This window comes from Streptomyces collinus Tu 365, from assembly GCF_000444875.1.
GTDB lineage: Bacteria > Actinomycetota > Actinomycetes > Streptomycetales > Streptomycetaceae > Streptomyces > Streptomyces collinus_A.
On record NC_021985.1, the window covers coordinates 5,597,978 to 5,623,623 of the forward strand.

Below are 25,646 nucleotides of genomic sequence, written 5' to 3' on the forward strand. Positions count from 1 at the left end.
GGTTAGGAGCAGACCGTGCCGGGCTTCGGCACCTTCCCGTCCAGCAGGTAGTCGTTCACCGCGCTCTGCACGCACTTGTTCTTGCTGTCGTACGACCCGTGCCCCTGTCCCTTGTACGTCAGTTCGACGGCGACGCCCTTGCCGAGCGCGTCCACCATCTTCTTCGCGCCCTCGTACGGGGTGGCGGGGTCACCGGTGTTGCCGACCACGAGGATCGGCGCCGAGCCGGGGGCGCTGACCTCGGGATGGTCGGCGGCGCCGGGCACCGCCCAGTCGGTGCAGCCGAGCATGCCCCAGGCCATGTAGGTGCCGAACACCGGGGAGGCGGCACGGAACTCGGGCAGCTTCCGCCGGACGTCGTCGGTGGTGTACCGCGGCTTCTCGTCGGAGCAGTTGATGGCGACGTTGGCGGCGGTGATGTTGCTGTACTCCCCGTCCTCGCTGCGTCCGTTCATCGAGTCGGACAGCAGCATGAGGATCTTGCCGTCACCCTCGTACGCCTGCTGGAGCCCCTCGGTCAGGTACTCCCAGAAGTCCTTGGAGTACAGGGACTGCGCGATGCCGTTCGTGGCGGCGGTCTGGGTCAGCTGGCGCGGGAAGACGCCCGGGATCGGCTTCTTCTCCAGGTCGTCGAGGAGCTTGGCGATGCGGTCCTTGACCTCCTGCGGGGTGTCGCCGATCGGGCAGTCGCCCTTCGACGCGCAGTCCTTCGCGAAGTTGTCGAGCGCGAGCTGGAAGCCCTTGGTCTGTCCGAGCGCGCTCTGCTCCGGGTCCTCGGTGGGGTCGACGACGGCGTCGAAGACGGCCCGGCCGACGTGCTTGGGGAACAGGTGGGCGTAGACACCGCCGAGTTCGGTGCCGTACGAGATGCCGAAGTAGTGCAGCTTGTCGTCCCCGAGCACCTGACGCATCAGGTCCATGTCACGGGCTGCGTCGGTGGTGCGCACGTGCGGCAGGATCGTCCGCGAGTTCTTCTCGCAGGCGTCGTTGAACTGCTTGGTCCGGTCGACCAACTGCTTCTGCTCGGCGCTGTCGTCCGGTGTCGCGTCCTGCTGGAAGTACGAGTCGAGCTGGGCGTCGCTCTCGCACTCCACGGGCGCGCTGCGGCCGACCCCGCGCGGGTCGAAGCTGACCAGGTCGTAGCGGGTGTTCAGGGTGGCGTAGTCCGCGCCGAAGGCGGGCAGCGTGCTGACTCCGCTGCCGCCGGGGCCGCCGAAGTTGAAGACGAGCGAGCCGATCCGCCGGCTGGGGTCCCCGGTCGCCTTCGCGCGGATCAGGGCGATGTCGATGGTGTCGCCCTTGGGCCTGCTCCAGTCCAGGGGCGCCTTCATGGTGGCGCACTGCCACTTGGCGCCGCTGGACAGCGGTGAGGGCGAGGTGCCGCCGCCCTCCGCCCGGGAGGGGGCCGGGCAGTCCTTCCAGTCCAGCTTCTGAGTCGTCAGATCCCCGGTCCCGGCGTGACCGCCGCAGCCGGCCGACAGCGCGGCCAGCAGGACGGCGCTGGTGGTGAGAGCGGCGGCACTCAGCCGGGATCGGTAGGCCATGCACCCATCCTCACGCCGCCCGCGCCGGGGCGCGCGGGACGCGGGCCGTTGGAGGTACGGCCCGTGACCGGGCTACGAGGGCCCGGTCACAGGGCGCCCCTGCGGGTGAGCTGGTTGAAGGCGAGCCAGCCCGGCAGCACCGGCAGCCACAGGGTCAGCAGCCGGAACAGCAGGACGGCCGGTGCGGCCACCTCCTTGGGGAGGCCGACGGCGATCAGACCCAGCGTGAGGCTCGCCTCGACCGCGCCGACACCGCCCGGGGTGGGGGCCGCGGAGCCGAGCGCGTTGCCGGCGAGGAAGACGACGGCGACGCTGGCGATGCTCAGCGAGGTCGAGCCGTCGCCGAACGCGCGGATCGAGGCGTCCAGGCACATCACGAAGCAGGCGGTCAGCAGCAGCATGCCGCCGATGCCCGTGACCAGCTTCTGCGGCCGCTGGAGCACGTCGAGCATGCGCGGCACGACACCGGCGAACAGCGACCTCACGCGCGTGGCGACGAACTTCCGCAGGAACGGCACGGAGGTCACCACGAGCACCAGCACCGCCACCGTCAGCAGACCGGCGATGACCGTCCGGGACGGCGACAGCGACGGCGTCTTCTCCGTGCCGGTCAGATAGCCGAAGGACAGCAGCATCAGGATGTGGCAGCCCAGACCGAACAGCTGCGACGCGCCGACGCTCGCCACCGCGAGCCCCGGGCGTACCCCCTGGCGCTGCAGGAAGCGCGTGTTGAGGGCGACACCGCCGACCGCCGCCGGTGCCACGATCTTCACGAAGGACCCGGCGACCTGGGCCCCCACGGTCCGCGGGAACGGCACCCGTTCGGGCACGAACCCCAGCAGCGCCATGGCCGCGGCCACGTAGCTGAGCGCGGAGAACAGCACGGCGGCGGCCACCCAGCCCCACTGGGCCTGCGAGAAGAGCGTGCCGAACTGGATGTGCGTGAGCTGCGTCAGCAGGTAGTACGCGCCGATCGCGCCGGCGATGAAGCTGATGAGCGTGCGCGGACGCACCCGCTCCAGACGCGCCGGCTCCACCGGCGCCTGGGGCCTGATCCGCAGCACCTGGTGCCGGATCTGGGTGAGCAGATCCTCCTCGCGGGCCTCGTCCAGCGCCTCGTCGAGGGCTCGCTTCTCCGCCCGTTGCTCGGCTCGGACCGCCTTCTTGTCGGGCTTCTCCAGCACCGGGCCCGTCTCGGACGCCTCGTCGAGACGCGCCTGCTTGGCCTGCCGGGATGCCTCCAGCACCGCGTCGCGCTCGCGCTGCGCCCGCTCCCGGCCGAGCCGGCGCAGCGTCGCGCGCGTGGAGCGCGTCAGCGCGATGGGCTGCAGCATCGGCAGGCAGTCGGCGACGGCGTCCGGGCCGAGCACACCGACGGCGGAGGCCACGGCGCGCTCGGCGCCGACCCGCAGGCCGAGCGTGGTGACCAGCTGGGCGACGTCCATGCGCAGCAGCAGATCACCGGCCGCGATCTCGCCGCCGCGCAGCTCGGTGAGGATCACCCTGCCGGAACGATCCACCAGGATCGCGTCACCGGCCAGCCTGCGGTGCGCGATCCGCCGCGACTGCAGCGCCCGCGCCTGGTGCCAGGTGCTGCGCAGCAGCTCGTCGGTGATCTCCTCGTCCGCCAGCGAGTCCAGCGTGCGGCCGCCGGTGTGCTCGTAGACGAGCATGACCGCGTCGGGGCCCAGTTCGGAGGTGGCGATCAGCTTGGGCGCGTTGGCTCCCGCCGCGATCGCCGCGTACGCCAGCAGCGCCTCCTGCTCCAGCGCCTGGCGCAGCGACTGGAGGCTGGAACGGGTCGCGAAGCCGCGCAGGGTCAGGTTGCGCCAGGCCCGGTAGAAGAAGCCCTGGGCCTGCTGTTCCCGGTCGACGACCGTGACGTCCAGCGGGGGGCCGTCCTCCAGGGTGACGAAGTAGCGCCGCCCCCGGTCCCCGTTCTCCGTCTCCACGGTCTCCTCGCGAGCGGCGGAGACGGGGTGGAACCCGACGTGCCTGAGGCCCGCCATGAGGGTCTGCCCGGTGGGGCGCACGTTGGGCGAGCCGACCGCGTACAGGGTGCCGTAGGCGACGGTCCAGCCGATCAGGACGGTCAGGATGATCGAGAAGGGTGTCGTGTAGCCCGTGACCAGCATCGAGAACGCGTCGAGCATCAGCACGATCCACAGCACCGCGCGCCACCGGGGTCTGCGGGACATGCCGACGGCCGTCATGTACGCGATGACCGGCGCAAGATAGCCGTGGACCGGGTCGGTGAGGGCGTGGATGTCACCGGGTGAGGGCTGGGTGAGTGCCTCCTGGATGGAGTTTGGGGCGGCCCGGGCGACCCACAGGTCGGTGGCGAGGGTCACCCCGTGCGCGAGGACGGCCGCCAGGACGCCGTCGGCGATCCGTAGCCCGTCGCGTTTGATCAGCCGTTCGATCGCGAAGGCGACCGGCACCAGGAGGATCGCGATGCTGGACGCCAGCCCCGCGATCTTGATCAGCAGGTCGGGTGCCTGTCCGGTGCCCTTGTTGATGTCCTGTTCGAGACCGGAGGTGGTGCCGTGCGCGAACGCGGCGATCGCGAGCAGCACGACGACGGCGAGGACGCCGACGAGCAGCCGCATGAGGTCGGAGGGGCGGTGCACGCGCGCGGGGAGCAGCGGTTCGTCGCCCTCCACCGCGTCCGCGTGCTGATCGTCGCCGCGGTCCCCAGGGGCTTTGCCGTCCTGCGACGCGCCCCCGTCCCCGGAGGCGCCGTCGTCCCCGGGCGCACCGCCGTCCTGGTGCGCGTCGGCGTCCTCGCCCGCGGGCCTGGTGCCGCCCCGCCCCGTGTCGCCGGAGCCGTCCGTGTCCGTGCCGGCGGAACCGGTGCCGTCCGCGCCCTCGGCGTCCTCCGCGCGTGTGCCGTTCTCCTGCGGCGCGCGCGTGCCGTTCCCGTCCGCCGCGCCGGTGTCGTCCCGGCCCGAGCGGGCGGCGTCGGGACGCGCGGGAACGTCAGGGGTGCCCTCCGCGCCTTCGGGGTGCACGCCCTGCTGCTTCATGGTCTCTTCTTGGTCTCGTATCACCGGTCACCGCCCGCACGATGGTGGCATGCCCCACCGGCCCGCGGGGGCATCAGGGTGCGGATGCGCGGGCGGACAGTCTGCCGGAAGCACCGCCCGAGGGCGAGTGGACCGGTCGCGGCTTCGCCGTCCCGTTGTCGGTGGGGTGCGGCAGGATGGGGCGAATGAGCGAGCAGAGCCCTGCCGAGGACACCCGCGAGGGGTACGCCGACGCGCTGCCGGAGTACGCCGAGCGGGTCCTGGAGGTCGCCGAGCGGATCCCGCCCGGGCACGTGATGACGTACGGCGACGTCGCCGAGTGGCTCGACGGCGAGACCGACGAGACCGGCGAGACCGACGAGACCGCCGGGGCAGGCGGGAGACGGCGCGTGGGGCCGCGCCAGGTCGGCCGGGTGATGTCCCTCTACGGGAGCGCCGTCCCCTGGTGGCGCGTGGTGCGCTCCGACGGGGTGCTGCTGCCCGGCCACGAGCTGCGTGCCCTCGCCCACTACCGCGCGGAGGGCACGCCCCTGAAGGAGGCGGCCAGGAGCGCCGAGGGCCATGTGCCGCGCCTCGACATGAGACGGGCCCGCTGGGACGGCGAGGCGGGTGTGGAGGGTCACACCTGACAGCTTCCGCCATCGACTGCCGGGGAGGGGAGCCTGTGGCCCGTACGAGGGACACCGGGGACCCCCGCGGCATGACGTACGTTCGTGAGGTGAGGGACTCACGTGACGCGGGGGCCACGAGGGCCGCGAGGGAGGAATCGGAAGCCCTGCTTCCGTCCGGCGCGGCGGCGTAGCGTCGGCTGCACGTGCCCCCCTCACCCCGCGGCCACCGCCTCGCACGTGTGACCGCCTGCCCACCAGCACAACCACCAGGACCGGCGAACCACGTGAGCTCCTCTTTCTCCACCAGGCGCCTGCCGCACCCCCCGGTGCGGCAGGGCAGCCGTGGCGCTTACCGACTCGTCCGTACCCCGCCGCCCGAGGTGGACCCCCCTCCACTGGACGCGGCACAGCGTGCCGTGGTTGACCACGAGAGCGGACCACTTCTGGTCCTCGCGGGTCCCGGCACCGGCAAGACCACCACGCTGGTGGAGTCCGTCGCCGCGCGCATCGCCGCCGGCGGGGACCCGCAGCGCATCCTCGTGCTGACGTTCAGCCGCAAGGCCGCCGTCGACCTGCGCGACCGCATGGCCCTGCGCATCGGCGCCGCCCGCGCGCCGCGGGCGACCACCTTCCACTCGTACTGCTACGCCCTGGTCCGCGCCCACCAGGACAGCGGCCTGTTCACGGAGCCGCTGCGCCTGCTGTCCGGCCCCGAGCAGGACGTCGCGGTCCGGGAGCTGCTGGCCGGGCAGCCCGACCTGGAGCGGCTCGGCCTCACCTCCGTGCGCTGGCCGGACGAGCTGCGCGCCTGCCTGACCACGCGCGGCTTCGCCGACGAGGTCCGCGCCGTCCTCGCCCGCAGCCGGGAGCTCGGCCTCGGCCCCGGCGCGCTGGACGCCTTCGCCCACCGCATCGGCCGCCCCGACTGGCGCGCCGCCGCCGCCTTCCTCGCCGAGTACCTCGACGTCCTCGACCTCCAGGGCGTCATCGACTACGCCGAACTGGTCCACCGCGCGGTGCTGCTCGCCCAGCGCCCCGAGGTCGCGGCCCGGCTCGCCGGCCAGTACGACGCGGTGTACGTCGACGAGTACCAGGACACCGACCCCGCCCAGGTACGGCTGCTGCGCGCCCTGGCCGGCGGCGGTCGCACCCTGGTCTCCTTCGGTGACCCCGACCAGTCGATCTACACCTTCCGGGGCGCCGACGTGAACGGCATCCTCGAGTTCCCTGCCGTCTTCCCGCGCGTGGACGGCCGCCCGGCCCCCGTCGAGGTGCTGCGCACCTCCCGCCGTTCCGGCGCCGCGCTGCTGGCCGCCACCCGCCTGATCACCCAGCGCATGCCGCTGTCCCGGCTGCCCGCCGACAAGGTCCGCGCCCACCGCGAGCCCGCGCCCGTACGCGAAGGCGGCCGCGTCGAGGTCTACACGTACCCGACGTCCGGCACGGAGCTGGACAACGTCGCCGACATCCTGCGCCGCGCCCACCTGGAGGACGGCGTCCCGTGGAACGACATGGCCGTCCTCGTGCGCGCCGGCTCCCGCAGCATCCCGACGCTGCGCCGCGCGCTCACCGCGGCGGGCGTCCCCCTGGACATCGACGGCGACGACCTGCCCCTGCGCCACGAGCCGGCGGTCGCGCCCCTGCTGACGGCCCTCAGGGTGGTCGCCACGGCCGAGGCCGCCCAGCGGCCGGCCGCCGCGGCCGCGGGGCCCACGACGGACGCCCACCGACAGCCGGACGACGCCGCACCCGGTCCCGCGAACCCCGTGCCGGACACCCTGGGGGTGCCCGGCGACCCTGCCGAGCCGCATGCGACCGGCGACTCCGGCGACTCCCACGACTACTCCGGCTCCGGTGCCCCGGACGACTCCGGCGACGCGGGGGGAGCGACGGAGCCCGGCGTCCCCGAGCGGACATCGACCGGCGGAACCGTGCCAGGCGACGGTGACGGCGACGGCGACGGCACCACCACTGGCACCGCCCCCGACCCGCGCCCCTCCGCCGACGAGCCGACCGGTGCCCGTACCCCCTGGCTCGACGCCGAGACCGCCCTCACCCTGCTCGCCTCCCCCCTCGCCGGCATGGACACCGCCGACCTGCGCCGCCTCGGCCGCGCCCTGCGCGAGGAGGAGCGGGCCGCCGGGAACCCGCTGCCGCCGCCCTCCGACGAGCTCCTCGCCCAGGCCCTCGCCGAACCCGAGCGCCTGGTGACGCACGACCCGGCGTACGCGCGCGGGGCGCAGCGCCTCGGCGCGCTGCTCCGCAAGGCCCGCGAGCGCCTCGCCGGCGGCGGTACGGCGGAGGAGGCGTTGTGGGACCTGTGGGAGGGCACGCCCTGGCCCACCCGTCTGGAGCGGGCGGCCCGGCGCGGCGGCGCGGCAGGCCGCAACGCGGACCGCGACCTGGACGCGATGTGCGCGCTGTTCGCCACGGCCGCACGCGCGGAGGAGCGCACCGGTGGCCGCGGCGCCCTGAACTTCCTGGAGGAGATCGAGGCCCAGGACATCGCCGCCGACACCCTCACCCGCCGTGCCGTGCGCCCCGACGCCGTCCGCCTGATGACCGCGCACCGCTCCAAGGGCCTGGAGTGGCGGCTGGTCGTCGTCGCCGGCGTCCAGGAGGGCCTGTGGCCCGACCTGCGCCGCCGCGGCTCCCTGCTGGAGGCCGACCGCATCGGCCGGGACGGCCTGGCCGAGCCCCTGACCCCCGGCGCGCTGCTCGCCGAGGAGCGCCGCCTGTTCTACGTGGCCGCCACGCGCGCGCGTGAGCGCCTCGTCGTCACCGCCGTGAAGGCACCGGCCGACGACGGCGACCAGCCCTCCCGTTTCCTGACCGAGCTGGGCGTGGAGCCCCGCGACGTCACCGGACGGCCCCGCCGGCCGCTGTCCGTGGCCGCGCTCGTCGCCGAACTGCGCGCCACCACCGTCGACCCGAACGCCTCGGACCGGCTGCGCGAGGCCGCCGCCCGGCGCCTGGCGCGACTCGCCGCGCTCGCCGACGAGGAAGGACGCCCCCTGGTGCCGTCCGCACACCCCTACCGCTGGTGGGGCATGTTCGAGCCGACCGAGAGCAAGGTGCCGCTGCGCCACCGCGACCAGCCCGTCGTGCTCTCCGGCAGCGCCCTCGACCAGCTCGCCAACACCTGCTCCCTGCAGTGGTTCCTCGGCCGGGAGGTGAAGGCCGACGCGCCCGCCACCACCGCCCAGGGCTTCGGCAACGTCGTCCACGTCCTCGCCGACGAGGTCGCCTCCGGCCGTACCCCGGCCGACCTCGACGTCCTGATGGAACGCCTGGACTCGGTGTGGAACGCGCTGGCCTTCGACGCGCCCTGGAAGTCGGCGCAGGAGAAGGACAACGCGCGCGTGGCGCTCGAACGCTTCCTCAACTGGCACGTCCTGAACCGCACCGGCCGCACCCCGGTGGCCAGCGAACAGGACTTCGACGTCACCCTCGAAGCGGGCGACTACCAGGTCCGCATCCGCGGCCAGATGGACCGCGTCGAGGCCGACGCCGAGGGCCGCGCCTACGTCGTCGACTTCAAGACCGGCAAGCAGGCACCCAGCGCCGCCGAGGTGGCCCGTCACCCGCAGCTCGCCGTCTACCAGCTCGCCGTGAGCGAGGGCGCCGTCGACAGCGCCTTCGACGGCGCGCGCCCCGAGCCCGGTGGCGCCGAACTCGTCCACCTCAGACAGGGCGCGGCCAAGCGGGACGGCGGCGAGAGCCTGCCCAAGGTGCAGACGCAGGAGCCGCCGGCGGGGGAGTGGGTCGGCGAGCTGCTGGCCACCGCCGCAGGAAAGGTCCTCGACGAACGGTTCACCCCCACCACCGGCCAGCACTGCACCCACTGCGCCTTCCGCGCCTCCTGCAGCGCGCGCCCCGAGGGCCGGCACGTGGTCGAATGACCCGCCCACCGGCCGGGTGACGTACGGCACCACCCGCGCTGACCTGCGCATCCGCCGCCCGGCCGGTCGAGCCGTGCCCGACTGTCAGTGCCCGCCACTAGCCTGTGACGACATGCCCGCCCGTATCAGCGACCCCGAGCAGCTCAAAGAGCTCCTCGGCATCCCCTTCACCCCGGAGCAGACGGCCTGCATCATCGCGCCGCCCGCCCCGCAGGTCATCGTGGCCGGAGCCGGGTCGGGCAAGACCACCGTCATGGCCGCCCGGGTCGTCTGGCTGGTCGGCACCGGCCAGGTCGCCCCCGAACAGGTCCTCGGCCTGACCTTCACGAACAAGGCGGCCGGTGAGCTCGCCGAACGCGTCCGCAAGGCCCTGATCAAGGCCGGCGTCACCGACCCCGACGTCATCGACCCGGACGACCCGCCCGGCGAGCCGGTCATCTCGACCTACCACGCCTTCGCCGGCCGCCTGCTGACCGACCACGGCCTGCGCATCGGCCTCGAACCCAGCTCCCGGCTCCTCGCCGACGCCACCCGCTATCAGCTCGCCGCACGCGTCCTGCGCGAGGCCCCCGGCCCCTACCCGGCCCTGACCCGCTCCTTCGCCGACCTGGTCAGCGACCTGCTCGCCCTCGACTCCGAACTCGCCGAACACCTCGTGGACCCCGCGCGGCTGCGCGCCTGGGACGCGGACCTGCTGCAGGAGCTGGAGAGCACCAAGCTCACCAACGCCGACCTGCGCAAGGTCCCCGACACCGCCGCCGCCCGCCGCGAACTCACCGACCTCGTCGAGCGCTACCGGACCGCCAAACGCCAGCGCGACCTCCTCGACTTCGGCGACCAGATCGCCCTGTCCGCCCGCCTCGCCGGCGTCCCCGAAGTGGGCCGGCAGCTGCGCGAGGAGTTCCGCGTGGTGCTCCTGGACGAGTACCAGGACACCTCCGTCGCCCAGCGCGTCCTGCTCTCCGGCCTCTTCGGCGGCGGCACCGGCCACCCCGTCACCGCCGTCGGCGACCCCTGCCAGGCCATCTACGGATGGCGCGGCGCCTCCGTCGCCAACCTGGACGACTTCCCCGACCACTTCGCCCGCACCGACGGCCGGCCCGCCACCCGGCAGTCGCTCAGCGAGAACCGCCGCAGCGGCGGCCGCCTCCTCGACCTCGCCAACGGCCTCGCCGAGCCGCTGCGCGCCATGCACGCGGGCGTGGAAGCCCTGCGCCCCGCCCCCGGGGCCGAACGCGACGGCACGGTCCGCTGCGCCCTGCTGCCCACCCACGCCGAGGAGATCGACTGGATCGCCGACTCCCTCGCCCATCTCGTGCGCACCGGCACCGCCCCCGCCGAGATCGCCGTCCTGTGCCGCACGGCCGGCGACTTCGCCGAGATCCAGGGCGCACTCGTCGCCCGCGACGTCCCCGTGGAGGTCGTCGGCCTCTCCGGGCTGCTGCACCTGCCCGAGATCGCCGACCTCGTCGCCGTCTGCGAAGTCCTCCAGGACCCCGCGGCCAACGCCTCCCTGGTCCGCCTGCTGACCGGCCCGCGCTGGCGCATCGGCCCCCGCGACCTCGCCCTCCTGGGCCGCCGCGCCCGCCTGCTGGTCGCCCACGCACGCGTGGACGACACCGAGGACCCCGACCGCCGGCTCGCCGAGGCCGTCGAGGGAGTCGACCCGTCCGAGGTGATATCGCTCGCGGACGCCCTCGACACCTTCCTCGAATCGCCCCTGAACGACGACGAGGGCGACGCCGACGGACTGCCGTTCTCCCCGGACGCGCGCGTACGCTTCGCCCGCCTCGCCGCCGAACTGCGCGACCTGCGGCGCTCCCTGGCCGACCCGCTGATGGACGTCCTGCACCGCGTCCTCGCCGTCACCGGCCTCGAGGTCGAGCTGTCGGCGTCCCCGCACGCGCTCGCCGCCCGCCGCCGCGAGACCCTGTCCAACTTCCTCGACATCGCCGCATCCTTCGCCGCCGGCGACGGCGAGGCCACCCTGCTCGCCTTCCTCGGGTTCCTGCGCACCGCCGCCCAGTACGAGAAGGGCCTCGACAACGCCCTGCCCGGCGGCGAGAACACCGTCAAGGTGCTCACCGCGCACAAGTCCAAGGGCCTGGAGTGGGACGTCGTCGCCGTCCCCGGCCTGGTGACCGGCACCTTCCCCAGCGCCCAGGGCCGGGAGAAGTGGACCGCGCAGGCCAAGGTGCTGCCGCACGCCCTGCGCGGCGACACCGCCACCCTGCCCGACATCGACTCCTGGGACTCCCGCGGCATGAAGGCCTTCCACGAGGCCATGAAGGAGCACCAGCACACCGAGGAGCTGCGCCTCGGCTACGTCACCTTCACCCGCCCCCGCTCCCTCCTGCTCGGCTCCGGCCACTGGTGGGGACCCAGCCAGAAGAAGCCGCGCGGCCCCTCCGACTTCCTCCAGGCCCTGTACGACCACTGCGCCGCCGGGTACGGCGAGATCGAGGCGTGGGCCGACGAGCCCGCCGAGGACGAGGAGAACCCGGCCCTGCACACGGCCACCGCCGACCAGGTGTGGCCGCTCCCCCTGGACGACGCGGCCCTCGCCCGCCGCCGCGCGGCGGCCGAGACCGTCCTCACCCACCTCGACGCCCTCGCCGCCCACCAGGACGCCCCGGCGCCCGCCACGCACGACCCGGCCGCCTTCGACGACCCGGACTGGCCGGCCCCGACGGACGAGGACCAGCCCTACGGCGAGGAGTTCCCCTACGACGACGAGCCGTACTCCGACGACCCGTACGACGACCCGTTCGCCGACGGTGGCCCGTTCGGAGACGACCACGACAGCGCCCCGGTCGGTGACTCGTCCGGCGACCCCCGCGGAAGCGACCTGTACGAAGGCGGCGTCCCGACCGTCCCGCACCAGGCGCCCTCCCCGGCCGGGCACCCCGGCGGCGGACACGCCCCCCGCCCGGCGCCCCGGCTCCCCTCGCCCCTCACCCCCGAGGAGGCGCGCGCCATCGCCTCCTGGGACCGCGACCTCGACGCCCTCACCGGCGAACTGCTGCGCGCCCGGCGCAGCACCACCGACGTACCCCTGCCGGCCTCGCTCACCGCGTCCCAGCTGATGCGCCTGGCCGAGGACCCGGACGGGCTCGCGCAGGAACTCGCACGCCCCATGCCGCGCCCCCCGCAGCCCGCCGCGCGTCGGGGCACCCGCTTCCACGCCTGGGTGGAGACACGCTTCGAGGAACTGACGCTCCCCATGCTGGAGCCCGACGAGCTGCCCGGCACCGACGCCGAGATCGCCGACGAACGTGACCTCGAAGCCCTCAAGGAAGCCTTCGAACGCACCGAGTACGCCCGCCGCACCCCGTACCGGATCGAGACGCCCTTCCAGCTCACGCTCGCCGGCCGGGTCGTGCGGGGGCGGATCGACGCCGTCTACCGCAACGGCGACGGACCGACGGCGACCTACGAGATCGTCGACTGGAAGACCAGCCGCACCCGCGCCGCCGACCCCCTCCAGCTCGCCGTCTACCGCCTGGCCTGGGCCGAGCAGCAGGGCGTCCCGCTCCACGCGGTCACCGCCGCGTTCCTCTACGTGCGCGGCGGCGAGGTCGTCCGTCCCACGGGCCTGCCCGACCGGCCCGCTCTGGAGCGGCTGCTCACCGGTGACGCCCCCGACGACACCGACACGGCACACCAGGCCTCACAAGTGTGACGAATCACCCTCCCAAGTGTGACGAACCGCCCGCCGAGGATGCCGGTGCGGGCCGATAGGCTCGTGAGTATGAGCCAGACCCCGGACAGCGCCGTCCGCACGTACATCGACCGGCACCGCGCCGCCTTCCTCGACGACCTCACCGCCTGGCTCCGCATCCCCTCCGTGTCGGCCCAGCCCGACCACGGGCCCGACGTACGCGACAGCGCCGACTGGCTCGCCGCCAAGCTCAGGGAGACCGGCTTCCCGACGGCCGAGGTCTGGCCGACCGCGGGCGCCCCCGCCGTCTTCGCCGAGTGGCCCTCGGGCGACCCCGAGGCGCCCACGGTCCTCGTCTACGGCCACCACGACGTCCAGCCCGCCGCCCGTGAGGACGGCTGGGACAGCGACCCCTTCGAGCCCGTCGTACGCGGCAACCGCCTCTACGCGCGCGGGGCGGCCGACGACAAGGGCCAGGTGTTCTTCCACACCCTGGGCGTCCGCGCCCACCTCGCCGCCACCGGGCGCACCGCCCCCGCGGTCAACCTGAAGCTGCTGATCGAGGGCGAGGAGGAGTCCGGCTCCCCGCACTTCCGGGCCCTCGTCGAGGAGCACGCCGGCCGGCTCACCGCCGACGCCGTGATCGTCTCCGACACCGGCATGTGGTCCGAGGACACCCCGACCGTCTGCACCGGCATGCGCGGCCTCGCCGAGTGCGAGATCCGCCTCCACGGCCCCGACCAGGACATCCACTCCGGCTCCTTCGGCGGCGCCGTCCCCAACCCCGCCACCGCGGCCGCCCGCCTGGTGGCCGCCCTGCACGACGAGCACGCACGCGTGGCCGTCCCCGGCTTCTACGACGGCATCGTCGAGCTGACCGACCGCGAGCGCGAGCTGTTCGCCGAGCTGCCGTTCGACGAGCCCCAGTGGCTGCGCACCGCCAAGTCGCGCGCCACCCACGGCGAGGCAGGGCACACCACCCTGGAGCGCATCTGGGCCCGCCCGACCGCCGAGGTCAACGGCATCGGCGGCGGCTACCAGGGCCCCGGCAGCAAGACGATCATCCCCTCCTCGGCCATGGTCAAGCTGTCCTTCCGGCTGGTCGCCGGCCAGGACCCGGACCACATCGAGAAGGCCGTCCGCGCCTGGGCCGCCGACCGGCTGCCTGCCGGCATCACGCACGAGATCAGCTTCGGCTCCGCCACCCGCCCCTGTCTGACCCCGCTCGACCACCCCGCGCTGCAGTCCGTGGCCCGTGCCATGGGCCGCGCCTTCCAGAGCCCGGTCCGCTTCACCCGCGAGGGCGGCTCCGGCCCCGCCGCCGACCTCCAGGAGGTCCTGGGAGCCCCCGTCCTCTTCCTCGGCATCTCCGTCCCGTCCGACGGCTGGCACGCCCCGAACGAGAAGGTCGAGCTCGACCTCCTCCTCAAGGGCGTCGAGACCAGCGCCTACCTGTGGGGCGACCTCGCCGAGAACTGGCGTCACGCCCCCTGACCCGAGGGCGCCGTACGGGACGGCACCACGCGCGGGGCACACCGGGACAACCGCCCGCCCCGCACGGCCCCCTCCCGCCCGGCTGCCCCACCGCCCCACCGCCCGCCGCACCGCCCGACCAGACGAACCGTTCCACTGGGGGAGTTGGAAGCACCCGTGACCATCCGGACCGACCACACCGCCGACCGACCCATCTCGCTGACCGCCCCGAGCGGCATCGACCGCGCCGCCCACCACCGGCTCGACGAGGCCTGGCTCGCCGCGGCGTGGAGCCACCCCACGACCCGCTGCTTCGTGGTCTCCGGCGGCCAGGTACTCATCGACGAGACGCCCGACGGCCGCACCGAACTCGTCATGACCCCCTCCTTCGAGGCGCCGCTCACCGAGGCCCACCGGTACTTCCTCGGCACCGACGACGACGGCGTCAGCTACTTCGCGCTGCAGAAGGACGCCCTGCCCGGCCGCATCGACCAGTCCGCGCGCCCCGCCGGCCTGCGCGAGGCCGGACTGCTGCTGTCACCCCGTGACGCGGGCCTCATGGTGCACGCCGTGGGCCTGGAGAACTGGCAGCGCACCCACCGCTTCTGCTCCCGCTGCGGCGAGCGCACCGTCATCGCCGCGGCCGGCCACATCCGCCGCTGCCCCGCGTGCGGCGCCGAGCACTACCCGCGCACCGACCCCGCCGTGATCATGGCCATCACCGACGTGGACGACCGCATCCTGCTCGGCCGCCAGGTCCACTGGCCCGAAGGCCGCTTCTCCACCCTCGCCGGCTTCGTCGAGCCCGGCGAGTCCATCGAGCAGGCCGTGCGCCGCGAGGCCTTCGAGGAGGCCGGTGTCACCGTCGGTCCGGTCGAGTACGTGGCCAGCCAGCCCTGGCCCTTCCCCTCCAGCCTCATGCTGGGCTTCATGGCCCACGCCACCACCACCGACATCACCGTCGACGGCGACGAGATCCACGAGGCCCGCTGGTTCTCCCGCGAGGAGCTGCACGCGGCCTTCGAGTCCGGCGAGGTCCAGCCGCCCTACGGCATCTCCATCGCCGCCCGCCTGATCGAGAAGTGGTACGGCAGGCCCCTGCCGACGAGAAGCGTCATCTGAGCCCGGGCCGGCGGGAGAGCCGCGGAAGAGGACACGACGAAGCGGCCGCCGGGGCACCCAGCCCCGGCGGCCGCTTCTCCCGCAAGCTCCGGCCGACCCGCCTACGCGGCGACCTTCTGCTTCACCTGGGCCAGCGACGGGTTCGTCAGCGTCGAACCGTCGGCGAACAGCACGGTCGGGACCGTCTGGTTTCCGCCGTTGGCCTTCTCGACGAAGGCGGCGGACTCCGGGTCCTGCTCGATGTTGATCTCGGTGTACGCGATGCCCTCGCGGTCCATCTGGCTCTTCAGCCGACGGCAGTAGCCACACCAAGTCGTGCTGTACATCGTCACAGTGCCCTGCATGTCTCTCGCGCTCCTCAGGCTGCTCGGGGAAGTCCTCCGAGCAGCACAACACGGACCGGACCCACGACATTCCCTCCTGGGGTATCGGAGGCGCCGCAGGAGCCCCGCCGGCCTTCCGGGCGCGGCCGTGACGCGCGCCCCACAACAATCCTCGGGTCATACGACCGCAGGCCCCCGCCTGTGGACAACCGGCGCAGCAGTCCCGGACGACCTGGCAGCATGGCCATGTGACACCAGCAACGCACTCCCCCCTCTTCCCGCAGGCCCCCGACTCGGCCGACGCGGTGCTCGAAGGGCTCGACCCCGAGCAGCGCGAGGTCGCCACCGCGCTGCACGGCCCGGTGTGCGTGCTGGCCGGAGCGGGAACCGGCAAGACCCGCGCCATCACCCACCGCATCGCCTACGGAGTGCGCGCCGGGATCCTCCAGCCGTCGACCGTCCTCGCCGTCACCTTCACCAACCGCGCCGCCGGCGAGATGCGCGGCCGCCTGCGCCAGCTCGGCGCCCAGGGCGTCCAGGCCCGCACCTTCCACTCCGCCGCGCTCCGCCAGCTCCAGTACTTCTGGCCGAAAGCGGTCGGTGGCTCCATGCCCCGGCTCGTCGACCGCAAGATCCAGCTCGTCGCCGAGGCCGCCGCCACGCGCAACCTCCGCCTCGACCGCGGCGAGCTGCGCGACACCACCGCCGAGATCGAATGGGCCAAGGTCACCCAGACCGTCCCCGCCGACTACCCGTACGCGGCCGCGAAGGCCGGCCGGGAAACCCCCCGGGACCCCGCCGAGATCGCCCACCTCTACGCCGCCTACGAGAACCTCAAGCGCGACCGCGCCGTCATCGACTTCGAGGACGTCCTGCTGCTCACCGTGGCCGTCCTCCAGGACCGCCACGACATCGCCGACCAGGTACGTGCCCAGTACCAGCACTTCGTCGTCGACGAGTACCAGGACGTCAGCCCGCTCCAGCAGCGGCTCCTCGAACTGTGGCTCGGCGAGCGCGACAGCCTGTGCGTCGTCGGCGACGCCAGCCAGACGATCTACTCGTTCACCGGAGCAACGCCCGACCACCTCCTCGACTTCCGCGTCCGCCACCCGGGCGCCACCGTCGTCAAACTGGTCCGCGACTACCGCTCCACCCCCCAGGTCGTCCGCCTCGCCAACGGCCTGCTCACCCAGGCCAGCGGCCGCGCCGCCGACCACCGGCTGGAACTCGTCTCCCAGCGCCCGCCCGGCCCCGACCCCGTCTTCACCGAGTACACGGACGAACCCGCCGAGGCCGAAGGCGCCGCCCGCCGCATCCGCGAACTCGTCGACGCCGGGACCCCCGCCGCCGAGATCGCGATCCTCTTCCGCACCAACTCCCAGTCCGAGACCTACGAGCAGGCCCTCGCCGACGCCGGGGTGCCCTACCAGCTCCGCGGCGCCGAACGCTTCTTCGACCGCCCGGAGGTCCGCAAGGCGGGCATCGCCCTGCGCGGCGCGGCCCGCTTCGGCGGTAACGACTCCCTCCTCGACGACGTCGTCGACCTGCCCTCACAGGTACGCGCCGTGCTCTCCGGAGAGGGCTGGACCACCGAGCCGCCCGCCGGTTCCGGCGCCGCCCGGGAACGCTGGGAATCCCTGGCCGCGCTCGTCAACCTCGCCCACGACTTCGCCGCCGCCCACCCGGGAGCCACCCTCGGCGACCTCGTGGCGGAACTCGACGAGCGGGCCAACGCCCAGCACGCCCCCACCGTCCAGGGCGTCACCCTCGCCTCCCTGCACGCCGCCAAGGGCCTCGAGTGGGACGTCGTCTTCCTCGTCGGCGTCGCCGACGGCATGATGCCCATCACCTACGCCAAGACGGACGAACAGATCGAGGAGGAACGCCGGCTCCTCTACGTCGGCGTCACCCGCGCCAGGGAACGGCTCCACCTCTCCTGGTCCCTGTCCCGCGCACCGGGCGGCCGCCCCAACCGCAGGCCGAGCCCCTTCCTCGACGGCCTGCGCCCCGGCTCCGCCACCACCGCGGGCCGCACCGGACCTGCGGCCGCCGGAGGCATCGAACGCGGCACCCTCGCACCGGCCGCCGCCGCCCCCCGCCGCAGACAGCGCACCCCCGCCCGCTGCCGCGTCTGCGGCCGCAGCCTCACCGACGCCGGCGAGATGAAGCTGATGCGCTGTGCGGACTGCCCCTCCGACATGGACGAAGGCCTCTACGAACGGCTCCGCGCCTGGCGCGCCGTCCAGGCGCGGCGGAGCGGGCAGCCGGACTTCTGCGTCTTCACCGACCGCACCCTGATGGCCATCGCCGAAGCCCAGCCCGACACCACCGCCGAACTCTCCCGCATCCCGGGCGTCCTCAGCCGCAAGCTGCAACGCCACGGAGCCGACATTCTGGCCATCTGCGCAGGCCAGGACATCGCGCGGGACGACGAAGAAGACTGACGCCAACTCGTCGAAAAAATAGTTTGCGCATGCCCCAGCGATCCCCATAGGTTCTAGACACGGAAACGGCGGCCTTCTCGAAGGCGCCGATTCCGTGTTGTACTTGCATATCCGAACGGACCGGCTCACCCCGGTCCCCAAGACGCCGAGAGGAGGCGAGTCCAGTGATCAGCATCAACACCAGCTTCATCAGCGCGGCCAAAATGACCGATCGCCCGACCGTCTCCACGTGCATGCTCGGCGCCTCGAACCAGGGCACCGGTCTGTCCGGCATTCGTGCCGTCCGTCCGGCGTCCTCCGTGTCTCTGGCGGGTCTTCCCGTCCGTGAGCGCAATGAGCGACCGACCAAGGCACTGGAAGCGGTAGAGGCACAGGCACATGCCTATGCCTTCGCGGCCGGTGCCGGATTCCGGAAGCAGACGACGCAGCACCACCTGATGTGGGCCTTCCGTGGGCCAGAACCCTGGAGTGATCCAGCCTGATCGTCGATCAGGCCGGCGCCTTCAGGGCCGCGGAACCCCATCCGGGATCCGCGGCCCTTCTGTTTGCCCCAACGGGCACGACAGACCGAAGGGGCCTCGGGACAAGAAAAGAACCCGGTACCAAGCCGCACCCGGTCAACCGGCCGGAACGACCAGACGAGGAAGACCGACCGTGCAACTCGAAGCGCACGCCCCGTCCGTACCGCCTTCACGAACGATCCCCCCGCCCGGCCTCACGGAGGACTCCACCTTGACCCCCCTCACCGCGCTCACCGCGCTCGACGACGCCATCGAGAACCTCGGCGTACCCGTCCCCTGCCGCTCCTACGACCCGGAGGTCTTCTTCGCCGAGTCGCCGGCCGACGTCGAGTACGCCAAGTCCCTCTGCCGCACCTGCCCGTTGATGGAGGCCTGCCTCGCCGGCGCCAAGGAGCGGCGTGAGCCCTGGGGCGTCTGGGGTGGCGAACTGTTCGTCCAGGGCGTCGTCGTCGCCCGGAAGCGGCCCCGTGGCCGCCCGCGGAAGAACCCGGTCACGGCATGAACACCGCAGGAACGATCGACCGTCCCCTCACGCACGACCCCAAGAAGCAGGCCTCGATGAAGCCGTCCACCAGCGAGCCCGCAGGCTCCGCGACCACAGACTCCCGCACCACCAGCGGCGCGACCGGCTCGCGTCAGAACAGGACCCGAGAGATGCAACTCATTCAAGAAGCCCTGGCCCGTGCGCATATGCACGAGCGCCTGCACGAGGCCGAGCGGGAACACCGGGCGATCCGCCTGGCGACCGCCCGCCGCATGCAGCGCCGGGCGGAGCGCGCCTCGATGCGTGCCCGCCGGGCGCTCGCCATGGCCGTCATGCAGTAACGATCACACCTGAGAAGCGGTGGCCTCCCGGCCCAGGGAGGCGAAGACTCCACGCGGGGGCCGGTCCGGCCGAACGGACCGGCCCCCGCGGTGCGTTGTGCGGCGGCTCCCCGGCCGGGGAGCCGCCGGCGGGGTGACGCGTCGGGGGATCACGCCTCCGCGGCCTGCTCCTCCTCGCCCGGCTCGCCGTCCTCCGACCCGAGGCCCGGCTCGTCCTCGGCGGCGAAGCCGGGCAGCCAGTCCTCGAGCTCGTCGCGCAGCCGCACCGTGGCCCCGAGCTGGCACAGCACGCCGATGGTGCTGAGCGTCACCCGGTGTATCAGCAGGTAGGCCGGCGGCAGGTTGAGCCGCTTGCCCAGCTGGTACGCGGGGGAGCGGGGGTCGGCGACACGGGCGGCCTGGCCGCGCATCCACGAGCGGGTGAAGGTGAACGACTCGACCCGGGCCGGCTCGATGATCGGCAGCAGGTAGTCGAGGACGGCGTCCGGGTCCAGCTCTATGGACTCCTTGACGAAGCCCTCCTCGCACAACAGCTCGTAGACCGTCTCCGCCTCGCCGTCCAGGGTCATCCGCAGGGAGATGCCGATCGGTGCGGGCAGCCCGCCCGGGAGCCGGTCGACCGTGCCGAAGTCCAGGACGCCCAGCCGCCAGTCGCCCTCGTCCTCCGGGTCGCCCGGCAGCAGCCGGAAGTTGCCCGGGTGCGGGTCGGCGTGCAGCAGGCCGGTGCGCGCCGGCCCCGAGAAGAGGAAGCGGGCCAGCAGCTGTCCGGCGCGGTCGCGCTGCTCCTGGGTGCCGTCGGTGATGATCTCGGAGAGCGGGATGCCGTCGATCCACTCCGTGACCAGGACCTGCTCGCACTGGTGCACCACGGCCGGGACCACGACGTCCGGGTCGTCGGCGAACTCCGCCGCGTGAGCGGCCTGGGCCTCGGCCTCCAGGGCGTAGTCCAGCTCCTCGGAGACGCGGTCCCGCATCTCCGCGATCAGCGGCTTGATGTCCATGCCCGGAATGAGCGGGCCCAGCAGCCGGGCGAAGCGGCTGAGCTGGCTCAGGTCGGACAGCAGCGCCTCGCCGGCGCCCGGGTACTGGACCTTGACGGCGACCTCGCGGCCGTCGTGCCACACGGCCCGGTGGACCTGGCCGATGGAGGCCGCGGCCGCCGGCTTGTCCTCGAACTCCTCGAAGAGGTCGCGCCAGTCCGCTCCCAGCCGTTCCTCCAGCACCGCGTGGACCGTGCGGGTCGGCATGGGGGGAGCCGCTTCCTGGAGCTTGGTCAGCGCCGCGCGGTAGGGACCGGCGACCTCCTCGGGCAGCGCCGACTCGAAGACGGACAGGGCCTGCCCGAACTTCATGGCGCCGCCCTTGAGCTCACCGAGCACCTTGAAGAGCTGCTCCGCCGTGCGCTGTTGCAGCTCCCGGCCGACGATCTCCGCGGACTCGCCCACGATCCGCTTGCCCAGCCCCCAGGTGGCCCGGCCGGCGAAGCCGAGCGGGAGCGCGGCGAGCTTGGCGGTCCGGGTGACCGCCTTCCGGGGAAGATCAGACATGCGCCCTCCAAGTCCCTGTCGGCCGCGCCGCGCCTGTCTCGCGTGGTCGCTGGGTCCGCGGCCCTTGCACCGCCATTGTCGCGCGCGGTTCCCCGTTGCCGGAGGAGTGCTCCCCCCTGGCTGCCTCCGCCGCCCCGCACGCACATGCCGGATGGGGCCACACGGGACGGGAATGCCAGGTCAGGCCGGGCAGGGAGGCCTCCCAGCGGGTGCCCGTGCCGGACGGCGACTCGCCGTCCAGGAAGGCGAGGGCGTGCGCGGCGGCCAGTCCCGCGACGGTGGTGGCGAGCGCCACGTCGCAGGCGCCGGTCCGGCGGGCCCTGCCGGACCGCCACTGGGCGACCAGGCGGGGCCAGACCGGGTCCCGGTCCGTGCGGCCCTGGTCGAGGCAGCCGGCGCAGGCCGTCTCGCCGGGCAGGACGAGGGGCCCGACGACGCCGGTCGCCTCCACGACGCCCGCGTACAGATGGGGGGTGCCGGAGGCCACGAGCGGTCCGGCGGAGAAGGGGTCCGGCGCGTGCACCGCGACGTCGTCCCGGGGAGCGAGGATCACGAGGGAGAGCCCGGGAGCCTCCGCGGAGGAGCGGGAGGAGCCGGGGGAGACCGGGGCGCCGGGGGACGGGGCGGTGCGGCTGCGGCGGGCGCGGCGGTCGGGGGCCGCGCGGCGGACCGCCGCCCGGGCCGCCTCGTCCCGGCGCTCGTGGAGCGCCTCGGCGGGCAGGCCGCCCGGGGTCACGTCCCACGGTTCGACGCGTCCCGTGTCGCGCACGTCGACCTCGCCGACGCCCGCGGCGGAGAGCACCGAGGCCAGCAGGGCGCCGACCCGTCCCGCGCCCCGGACCTGGACGCGCTGGGCGCGGCGGGCGGCGAGCCGGGCGAGCGCGTCGCCGGGGCCGGCGGTCGTCAGGGACAGCGTGGCGAGGTCGGGCCGCAGCCGGTCCAGGACGTCCGTCCGCTCCCGCAGCGCGTCCGCCGCCGGGCCGCCGCCGCGCGTGTCGTCGAGGAGACCGGCGTCGGCCAGCCGGTCGATCAGGGTGTCGACGTGGCCGTCCGGCAGGTCCATGCGCCGGCCCTCCTCGCGCAGCAGCGGAAGGCCGCGGGTGCCGTTGAGCAGGTCGAGGAAGCCGCCCGTGGCGGTGTCCACCGGGCCCAGGGTCAGCGCGTGCGCCGGAGTCATGCCGAACTGCACGGTGTCGAGATCACGCCAGCCGCGCCGCAGCGCGGGCTTCACCATCGGATGCATGTCGGGGTCCCCGTTTGCCATGAATTGCACCAGTCGTGTCAAACGTCGGTCGAGTGGGAGATTGTTCCCTTGCCGGTGGAGTCGGTCGGGCTCCGCCGGTGGATGCCAGGATGCCGGGCCGCGGCGGGCGGTGCGGTGCGTTGTCCACAGGCAGGGGATGATCGTCGTACAAGCCGGCCGGGCCAGTCCGACATATCGGTCGTACTAATCAGACGTACGGTGGGGTCTCGGTATCGAACCGCCCCGGAGCCGGGACTTCTGCGCTGTGCAGCGGGTAACGTCGGGGCGTGCCCGCCGACCCCCTGCACCGCGCCGGAAAGCCACAGCGCAGCACGACGAGCCAGCCGCCGAGCGGCTCGGGGGCGAGCGCGATCGAGGTCCGCAGGAGTACCCGGCGCCGCCGTACCGTCTCCGCGTACCGCGAGGGCGATCGCACCGTCGTGCTGATCCCCGCCCGGATGTCCGAGGCGGAGGAGCAGCGCTGGGTGACCCTTATGCTCGACAAGCTCGCCGCCCAGGAGAGCAGACGGAAGCTGGGCGACGCCGAGCTGACCGAGCGGGCCGCGCGCCTGTCGGAGCAGTACTTCGGGGGCCGGGCCCGCCCCGCCTCGGTGCGCTGGGTCACCAACCAGAACACCCGCTGGGGCTCGTGCACGCCGGCCGAGGGCAGCATCCGGCTCTCGCACCGGCTGCAGGGCATGCCGGAGTACGTCGTCGACTACGTGCTCTGCCACGAGCTGGCGCACCTGCTGGTGCCCGGTCACGGACCCGGCTTCTGGCGGCTGCTGGAGTCCTACCCGCGCACCGAGCGGGCCCGCGGCTATCTGGAGGGAGTGGTGGCCGCCGACCGGCTGCCGCAGGTGCCCGGAGCCCGCGAGGAGTGAGTCGGGCGCCGTACGTCCGTCCCGGGACGCGGTTGTGTACCGGCTCTGTACCGGCCGCGTCCGATGTCGGGGTTTGCCGTTAGCCTGGCGCGACGCACTCGCATTCGGGATGGGGGACGGTCGTAACGCATGGCCAGGGAATTCCAACGCGGCCACAAGGCCAGGATCAGTGACCTCACGGCGGGCACCGATCTGTACGTAGGCGTGCAGATCACCGCCCCCGGACTGACCTTCGACATCAGCTGCTTCGGTCTGGACGCCGACGAGCGTCTCTCCGACGACCGGTACTTCGTCTTCTTCAACCAGCCGAAGTCCCCGGAGGAATCCATCCAGCTGCTGGGCAGCCAGTCGGGCGACACGGAGTCGTTCCGGGTGACCCTGGACCGGATTCCCTCCCGGATCCGCAAGCTGTCCTTCACGGCGACCGTCGACGGCGCCGGGCAGATGTCCCAGGTGAACCCCGGTTACCTGCGCATCGTGGCCGGTGGTGAGGAGGTCGCGCGCTACTCGTTCAACGGCTCGGAGTTCTCCACCGAGCGGGCCGTGATGCTCGGTGACCTGTACTTCAAGGACGTATGGCGGTTCGCCGCCGTCGGGCAGGGCTTCGACGGCGGTCTGGAGGCGCTGCTGAAGAACTTCGGCGGCGAGGTGCTGGAGGAGGAGGCGCCCGCCGTCCCGCAGCAGCCGCAGCCGCAGTCCGGCGCCGCACCCGGCTTCGCCCCGCCCGTCCAGACCGGCCGGCCGCCCGCGTTCGCCGCCCCGGCCGCCCCCGCGCCCGCCCCGGTTCCGCCGCCGGCCCCGGCCCCGGCCCCGCAGGGCTTCGCGCCGCCCGGCAGCACGCCGCCGCCGGCGCCCGCGCCGAACATGCACGGGGCGCCGACGGTCATCGCCCCGCTGACCCCGCCGCCCGGCGGCACGGTTCCGCCGCCGGCCCCCGCCCCCGCGCCCTACGGCCAGCCGCCGCAGCAGCCGCCCTACGGCGGCCAGCCCGGCGCGCCGATGCCCCCGGGCTACGGACAGCAGCCGCCCTCGTATGGTGGCCAGCCGGGCGCGCCCATGCCGCCGGGCTACGGACAGCAGCCGCCCTACGGCCAAGTGCCCGGCCAGCAGACCACCCCCTACGGAGTGCCGCAGGGCGCCCCGCAGGGCGGCGCCGGGGTGTCGGCCGCGCTCCAGAAGTTCAAGGAGACGCCCACCGGGCAGCGCTGGACCCAGCAGAACAGCAAGCTGATCCGCGTCGACCTCGGCATCGGCGGACAGCCCGTACTGGCCCGGCAGGGCAGCATGGTGCTCTACCAGGGCAAGGTCGACTTCAGCTACAAGGGCGCCGGTTTCGCCGGCCGGATCGTCGGCAACGCCACCGGCCAGGAGATGCAGCTCATGCGCTGCACCGGCCACGGCCAGGTGTTCCTCGCCGAGAACTCCACCCACCTCCACCCCGTCGAACTCCAGGGCGACGCGATCTGCGTCTCCGCGGAGAACGTCCTCGCCTTCGACGAGAGCCTGCAGTACGAGGTCCGCCGCATCGAGGGCCACGGCATCCCCGGTGGCGCGCTGTTCACCATGCAGTTCCAGGGCACCGGCACCATCGTCGTCAAGACGCACGGCACGCCCGTCGTGCTGCCGGTGACGCCCACGACGTTCGCCGACTGCAACGCCGTGGTCGCCTGGTCGGCCGCCTCCCAGGTGATCGTCTCCAGCCAGGTGCGGATGCGCCGCAACGCCTACCCGGGCGACACCGGGGAGAGCGTCAACCTCCAGTTCCGGGGCGCGCCCGGCAACTTCATCGTCGTCCAGCCGTACGAGGTCTAGGGGAGCCCGTCATGAACCAGCCGCTCGCGGGCTACGCCCCCGCACCCGTCACGGCCCGCATGGACAACCACGGCAACCACATGCTGAAGGTCGCCATGCAGACCGGGAACGACCTCCTCGCGCGCGTGGGGTCGATGGTCGCCTACGAAGGCTTCATCCAGTACGAGCCCAACCCGCCCGCCGTCCGCCAGATCGCCCGCGACTGGATCACCGGCGAGGGTGCCCCGCTGATGAAGTGCAGCGGCGACGGACTGCTCTACCTCGCCGACTACGGCGCCGACGTCGTGGTGATCAACCTCAACGGCGACGGCATCTCCGTCAACGCCACCAACCTGCTCGCCTTCGACGCCCACCTCACCTGGGGGGTGGAACGCGTCAAGGGGCTCGCCAAGTTCGCCGGGCAGGGCCTGTGGAACACGAAGATCTCCGGGCAGGGCTGGGTCGCGCTGACCTCCCGGGGCAAGCCGATCGTCGTCGACTGCGGCGGCGGCGAGGACGAGACGTACGTCGACCCCGACGCGCTCGTCGCCTGGTCCCCGAACCTGAAGGTGAAGGGCAAGCGCAGCTTCAAGGCGCAGTCGCTGATCGGCCGGGGCAGCGGTGAGGCCTACCAGATGGCCTTCTCCGGCCAGGGCATCGTCGTCGTCCAGCCCAGCGAGGACAGCACCGACCGCCTTCGGTTCCGGGGCTGAGGGGGAGTCAGAACAC

The 25,646-nt window shown here is 73.4% G+C and carries 17 protein-coding genes; 12 read left to right on the top strand and 5 right to left on the bottom strand.

What is annotated here, in order from left to right:
- Positions 1–2: 2 nt before the first annotated feature.
- Positions 3–1,544 carry an alpha/beta hydrolase gene (locus tag B446_RS24485; RefSeq protein ID WP_020942120.1) on the bottom strand — a complete coding sequence of 514 codons (1,542 nt, stop codon included), beginning with the start codon at positions 1,542–1,544 and terminating at the stop codon, positions 3–5.
- An 86-nt stretch (positions 1,545–1,630) separates the two neighbouring features.
- On the bottom strand, positions 1,631–4,570 hold the full coding sequence (locus B446_RS24490) for a lysylphosphatidylglycerol synthase domain-containing protein (protein ID WP_020942121.1): 2,940 nt from the start codon (positions 4,568–4,570) through the stop codon (positions 1,631–1,633).
- A 185-nt stretch (positions 4,571–4,755) separates the two neighbouring features.
- On the opposite strand from B446_RS24490, the gene B446_RS24495 reads away from it, so the two are divergent.
- The 5 genes from B446_RS24495 to nudC all read left to right on the top strand — a co-directional run bounded on the left by B446_RS24495 (position 4,756) and on the right by nudC (position 15,339).
- A complete protein-coding gene (locus tag B446_RS24495) occupies positions 4,756–5,199 on the top strand; it encodes an MGMT family protein (RefSeq protein ID WP_020942122.1) in 444 nt (147 codons plus the stop codon).
- A 266-nt stretch (positions 5,200–5,465) separates the two neighbouring features.
- Entirely contained in the window at positions 5,466–9,083 is a 3,618-nt protein-coding gene (locus B446_RS24500; RefSeq protein WP_106960604.1) for an ATP-dependent helicase, read from the top strand.
- Positions 9,084–9,195: 112 nt separating this feature from the next.
- Positions 9,196–12,765 (top strand): ATP-dependent DNA helicase, encoded by a 3,570-nt coding sequence (locus B446_RS24505; protein WP_020942124.1) that lies wholly within the window; start codon positions 9,196–9,198, stop codon positions 12,763–12,765.
- Positions 12,766–12,834: 69 nt separating this feature from the next.
- Positions 12,835–14,238: a dipeptidase gene (locus B446_RS24510; RefSeq protein ID WP_020942125.1), complete on the top strand. Its 1,404-nt coding sequence runs from the start codon at positions 12,835–12,837 to the stop codon at positions 14,236–14,238.
- 156 nt (positions 14,239–14,394) lie between these two features.
- On the top strand, positions 14,395–15,339 hold the full coding sequence (gene nudC / locus B446_RS24515; RefSeq protein ID WP_020942126.1) for an NAD(+) diphosphatase: 945 nt from the start codon (positions 14,395–14,397) through the stop codon (positions 15,337–15,339).
- A 101-nt stretch (positions 15,340–15,440) separates the two neighbouring features.
- Here the strand turns inward: nudC and B446_RS24520 are convergent, their stop codons facing one another.
- Positions 15,441–15,683: a mycoredoxin gene (locus B446_RS24520; protein ID WP_020942127.1), complete on the bottom strand. Its 243-nt coding sequence runs from the start codon at positions 15,681–15,683 to the stop codon at positions 15,441–15,443.
- A 227-nt stretch (positions 15,684–15,910) separates the two neighbouring features.
- On the opposite strand from B446_RS24520, the gene B446_RS24525 reads away from it, so the two are divergent.
- The 4 genes from B446_RS24525 to B446_RS24535 all read left to right on the top strand — a co-directional run bounded on the left by B446_RS24525 (position 15,911) and on the right by B446_RS24535 (position 19,452).
- Positions 15,911–18,106, top strand: a complete 2,196-nt coding sequence (locus tag B446_RS24525; protein ID WP_020942128.1) for an ATP-dependent DNA helicase UvrD2 — start codon at positions 15,911–15,913, stop codon at positions 18,104–18,106.
- 164 nt (positions 18,107–18,270) lie between these two features.
- On the top strand, positions 18,271–18,588 hold the full coding sequence (locus B446_RS37340; RefSeq protein WP_078614792.1) for a hypothetical protein: 318 nt from the start codon (positions 18,271–18,273) through the stop codon (positions 18,586–18,588).
- Between the two features lie 172 nt (positions 18,589–18,760).
- The gene (locus B446_RS24530; RefSeq protein WP_043476390.1) at positions 18,761–19,129 is read left to right on the top strand and encodes a WhiB family transcriptional regulator; all 369 of its coding nucleotides are present in this window, start codon (positions 18,761–18,763) and stop codon (positions 19,127–19,129) included.
- Positions 19,126–19,452 (top strand): hypothetical protein, encoded by a 327-nt coding sequence (locus B446_RS24535; RefSeq protein ID WP_020942129.1) that lies wholly within the window; start codon positions 19,126–19,128, stop codon positions 19,450–19,452. Before B446_RS24530 ends, B446_RS24535 begins: the two co-directional genes overlap by 4 nt.
- A 149-nt stretch (positions 19,453–19,601) precedes the next feature.
- On the opposite strand, the gene B446_RS24540 is transcribed toward B446_RS24535, so the two are convergent.
- Positions 19,602–20,999 (bottom strand): ABC1 kinase family protein, encoded by a 1,398-nt coding sequence (locus tag B446_RS24540; RefSeq protein ID WP_020942130.1) that lies wholly within the window; start codon positions 20,997–20,999, stop codon positions 19,602–19,604.
- On the bottom strand, positions 20,992–22,242 hold the full coding sequence (locus tag B446_RS24545) for a TOMM precursor leader peptide-binding protein (RefSeq protein ID WP_020942131.1): 1,251 nt from the start codon (positions 22,240–22,242) through the stop codon (positions 20,992–20,994). The genes B446_RS24540 and B446_RS24545 overlap by 8 nt, the downstream gene beginning before the upstream one ends.
- 287 nt (positions 22,243–22,529) lie before the next feature.
- On the opposite strand from B446_RS24545, the gene B446_RS24550 reads away from it, so the two are divergent.
- The 3 genes from B446_RS24550 to B446_RS24560 all read left to right on the top strand — a co-directional run bounded on the left by B446_RS24550 (position 22,530) and on the right by B446_RS24560 (position 25,630).
- Positions 22,530–23,126 carry a M48 family metallopeptidase gene (locus B446_RS24550; RefSeq protein ID WP_020942132.1) on the top strand — a complete coding sequence of 199 codons (597 nt, stop codon included), beginning with the start codon at positions 22,530–22,532 and terminating at the stop codon, positions 23,124–23,126.
- A 129-nt stretch (positions 23,127–23,255) separates the two neighbouring features.
- On the top strand, positions 23,256–24,938 hold the full coding sequence (locus B446_RS24555) for a TerD family protein (RefSeq protein ID WP_020942133.1): 1,683 nt from the start codon (positions 23,256–23,258) through the stop codon (positions 24,936–24,938).
- Between the two features lie 11 nt (positions 24,939–24,949).
- Positions 24,950–25,630 carry an AIM24 family protein gene (locus B446_RS24560; RefSeq protein ID WP_020942134.1) on the top strand — a complete coding sequence of 227 codons (681 nt, stop codon included), beginning with the start codon at positions 24,950–24,952 and terminating at the stop codon, positions 25,628–25,630.
- Positions 25,631–25,646 lie beyond the last annotated feature (16 nt).

Bases quoted from the DNA above. Each gene is read 5' to 3' on its own strand.
- B446_RS24485 (WP_020942120.1), bottom strand. From the start codon at position 1,544: ATGGCCTACCGATCCCGGCTGAGTGCCGCCGCTCTCACCACCAGCGCC.
- B446_RS24490 (WP_020942121.1), bottom strand. From the start codon at position 4,570: ATGAAGCAGCAGGGCGTGCACCCCGAAGGCGCGGAGGGCACCCCTGAC.
- B446_RS24495 (WP_020942122.1), top strand. From the start codon at position 4,756: ATGAGCGAGCAGAGCCCTGCCGAGGACACCCGCGAGGGGTACGCCGAC.
- B446_RS24505 (WP_020942124.1), top strand. From the start codon at position 9,196: ATGCCCGCCCGTATCAGCGACCCCGAGCAGCTCAAAGAGCTCCTCGGC.
- B446_RS24510 (WP_020942125.1), top strand. From the start codon at position 12,835: ATGAGCCAGACCCCGGACAGCGCCGTCCGCACGTACATCGACCGGCAC.
- B446_RS24520 (WP_020942127.1), bottom strand. From the start codon at position 15,683: ATGCAGGGCACTGTGACGATGTACAGCACGACTTGGTGTGGCTACTGC.
- B446_RS24535 (WP_020942129.1), top strand. From the start codon at position 19,126: ATGAACACCGCAGGAACGATCGACCGTCCCCTCACGCACGACCCCAAG.
- B446_RS24540 (WP_020942130.1), bottom strand. From the start codon at position 20,999: ATGTCTGATCTTCCCCGGAAGGCGGTCACCCGGACCGCCAAGCTCGCC.
- B446_RS24545 (WP_020942131.1), bottom strand. From the start codon at position 22,242: ATGCATCCGATGGTGAAGCCCGCGCTGCGGCGCGGCTGGCGTGATCTC.
- B446_RS24555 (WP_020942133.1), top strand. From the start codon at position 23,256: ATGGCCAGGGAATTCCAACGCGGCCACAAGGCCAGGATCAGTGACCTC.
- B446_RS24560 (WP_020942134.1), top strand. From the start codon at position 24,950: ATGAACCAGCCGCTCGCGGGCTACGCCCCCGCACCCGTCACGGCCCGC.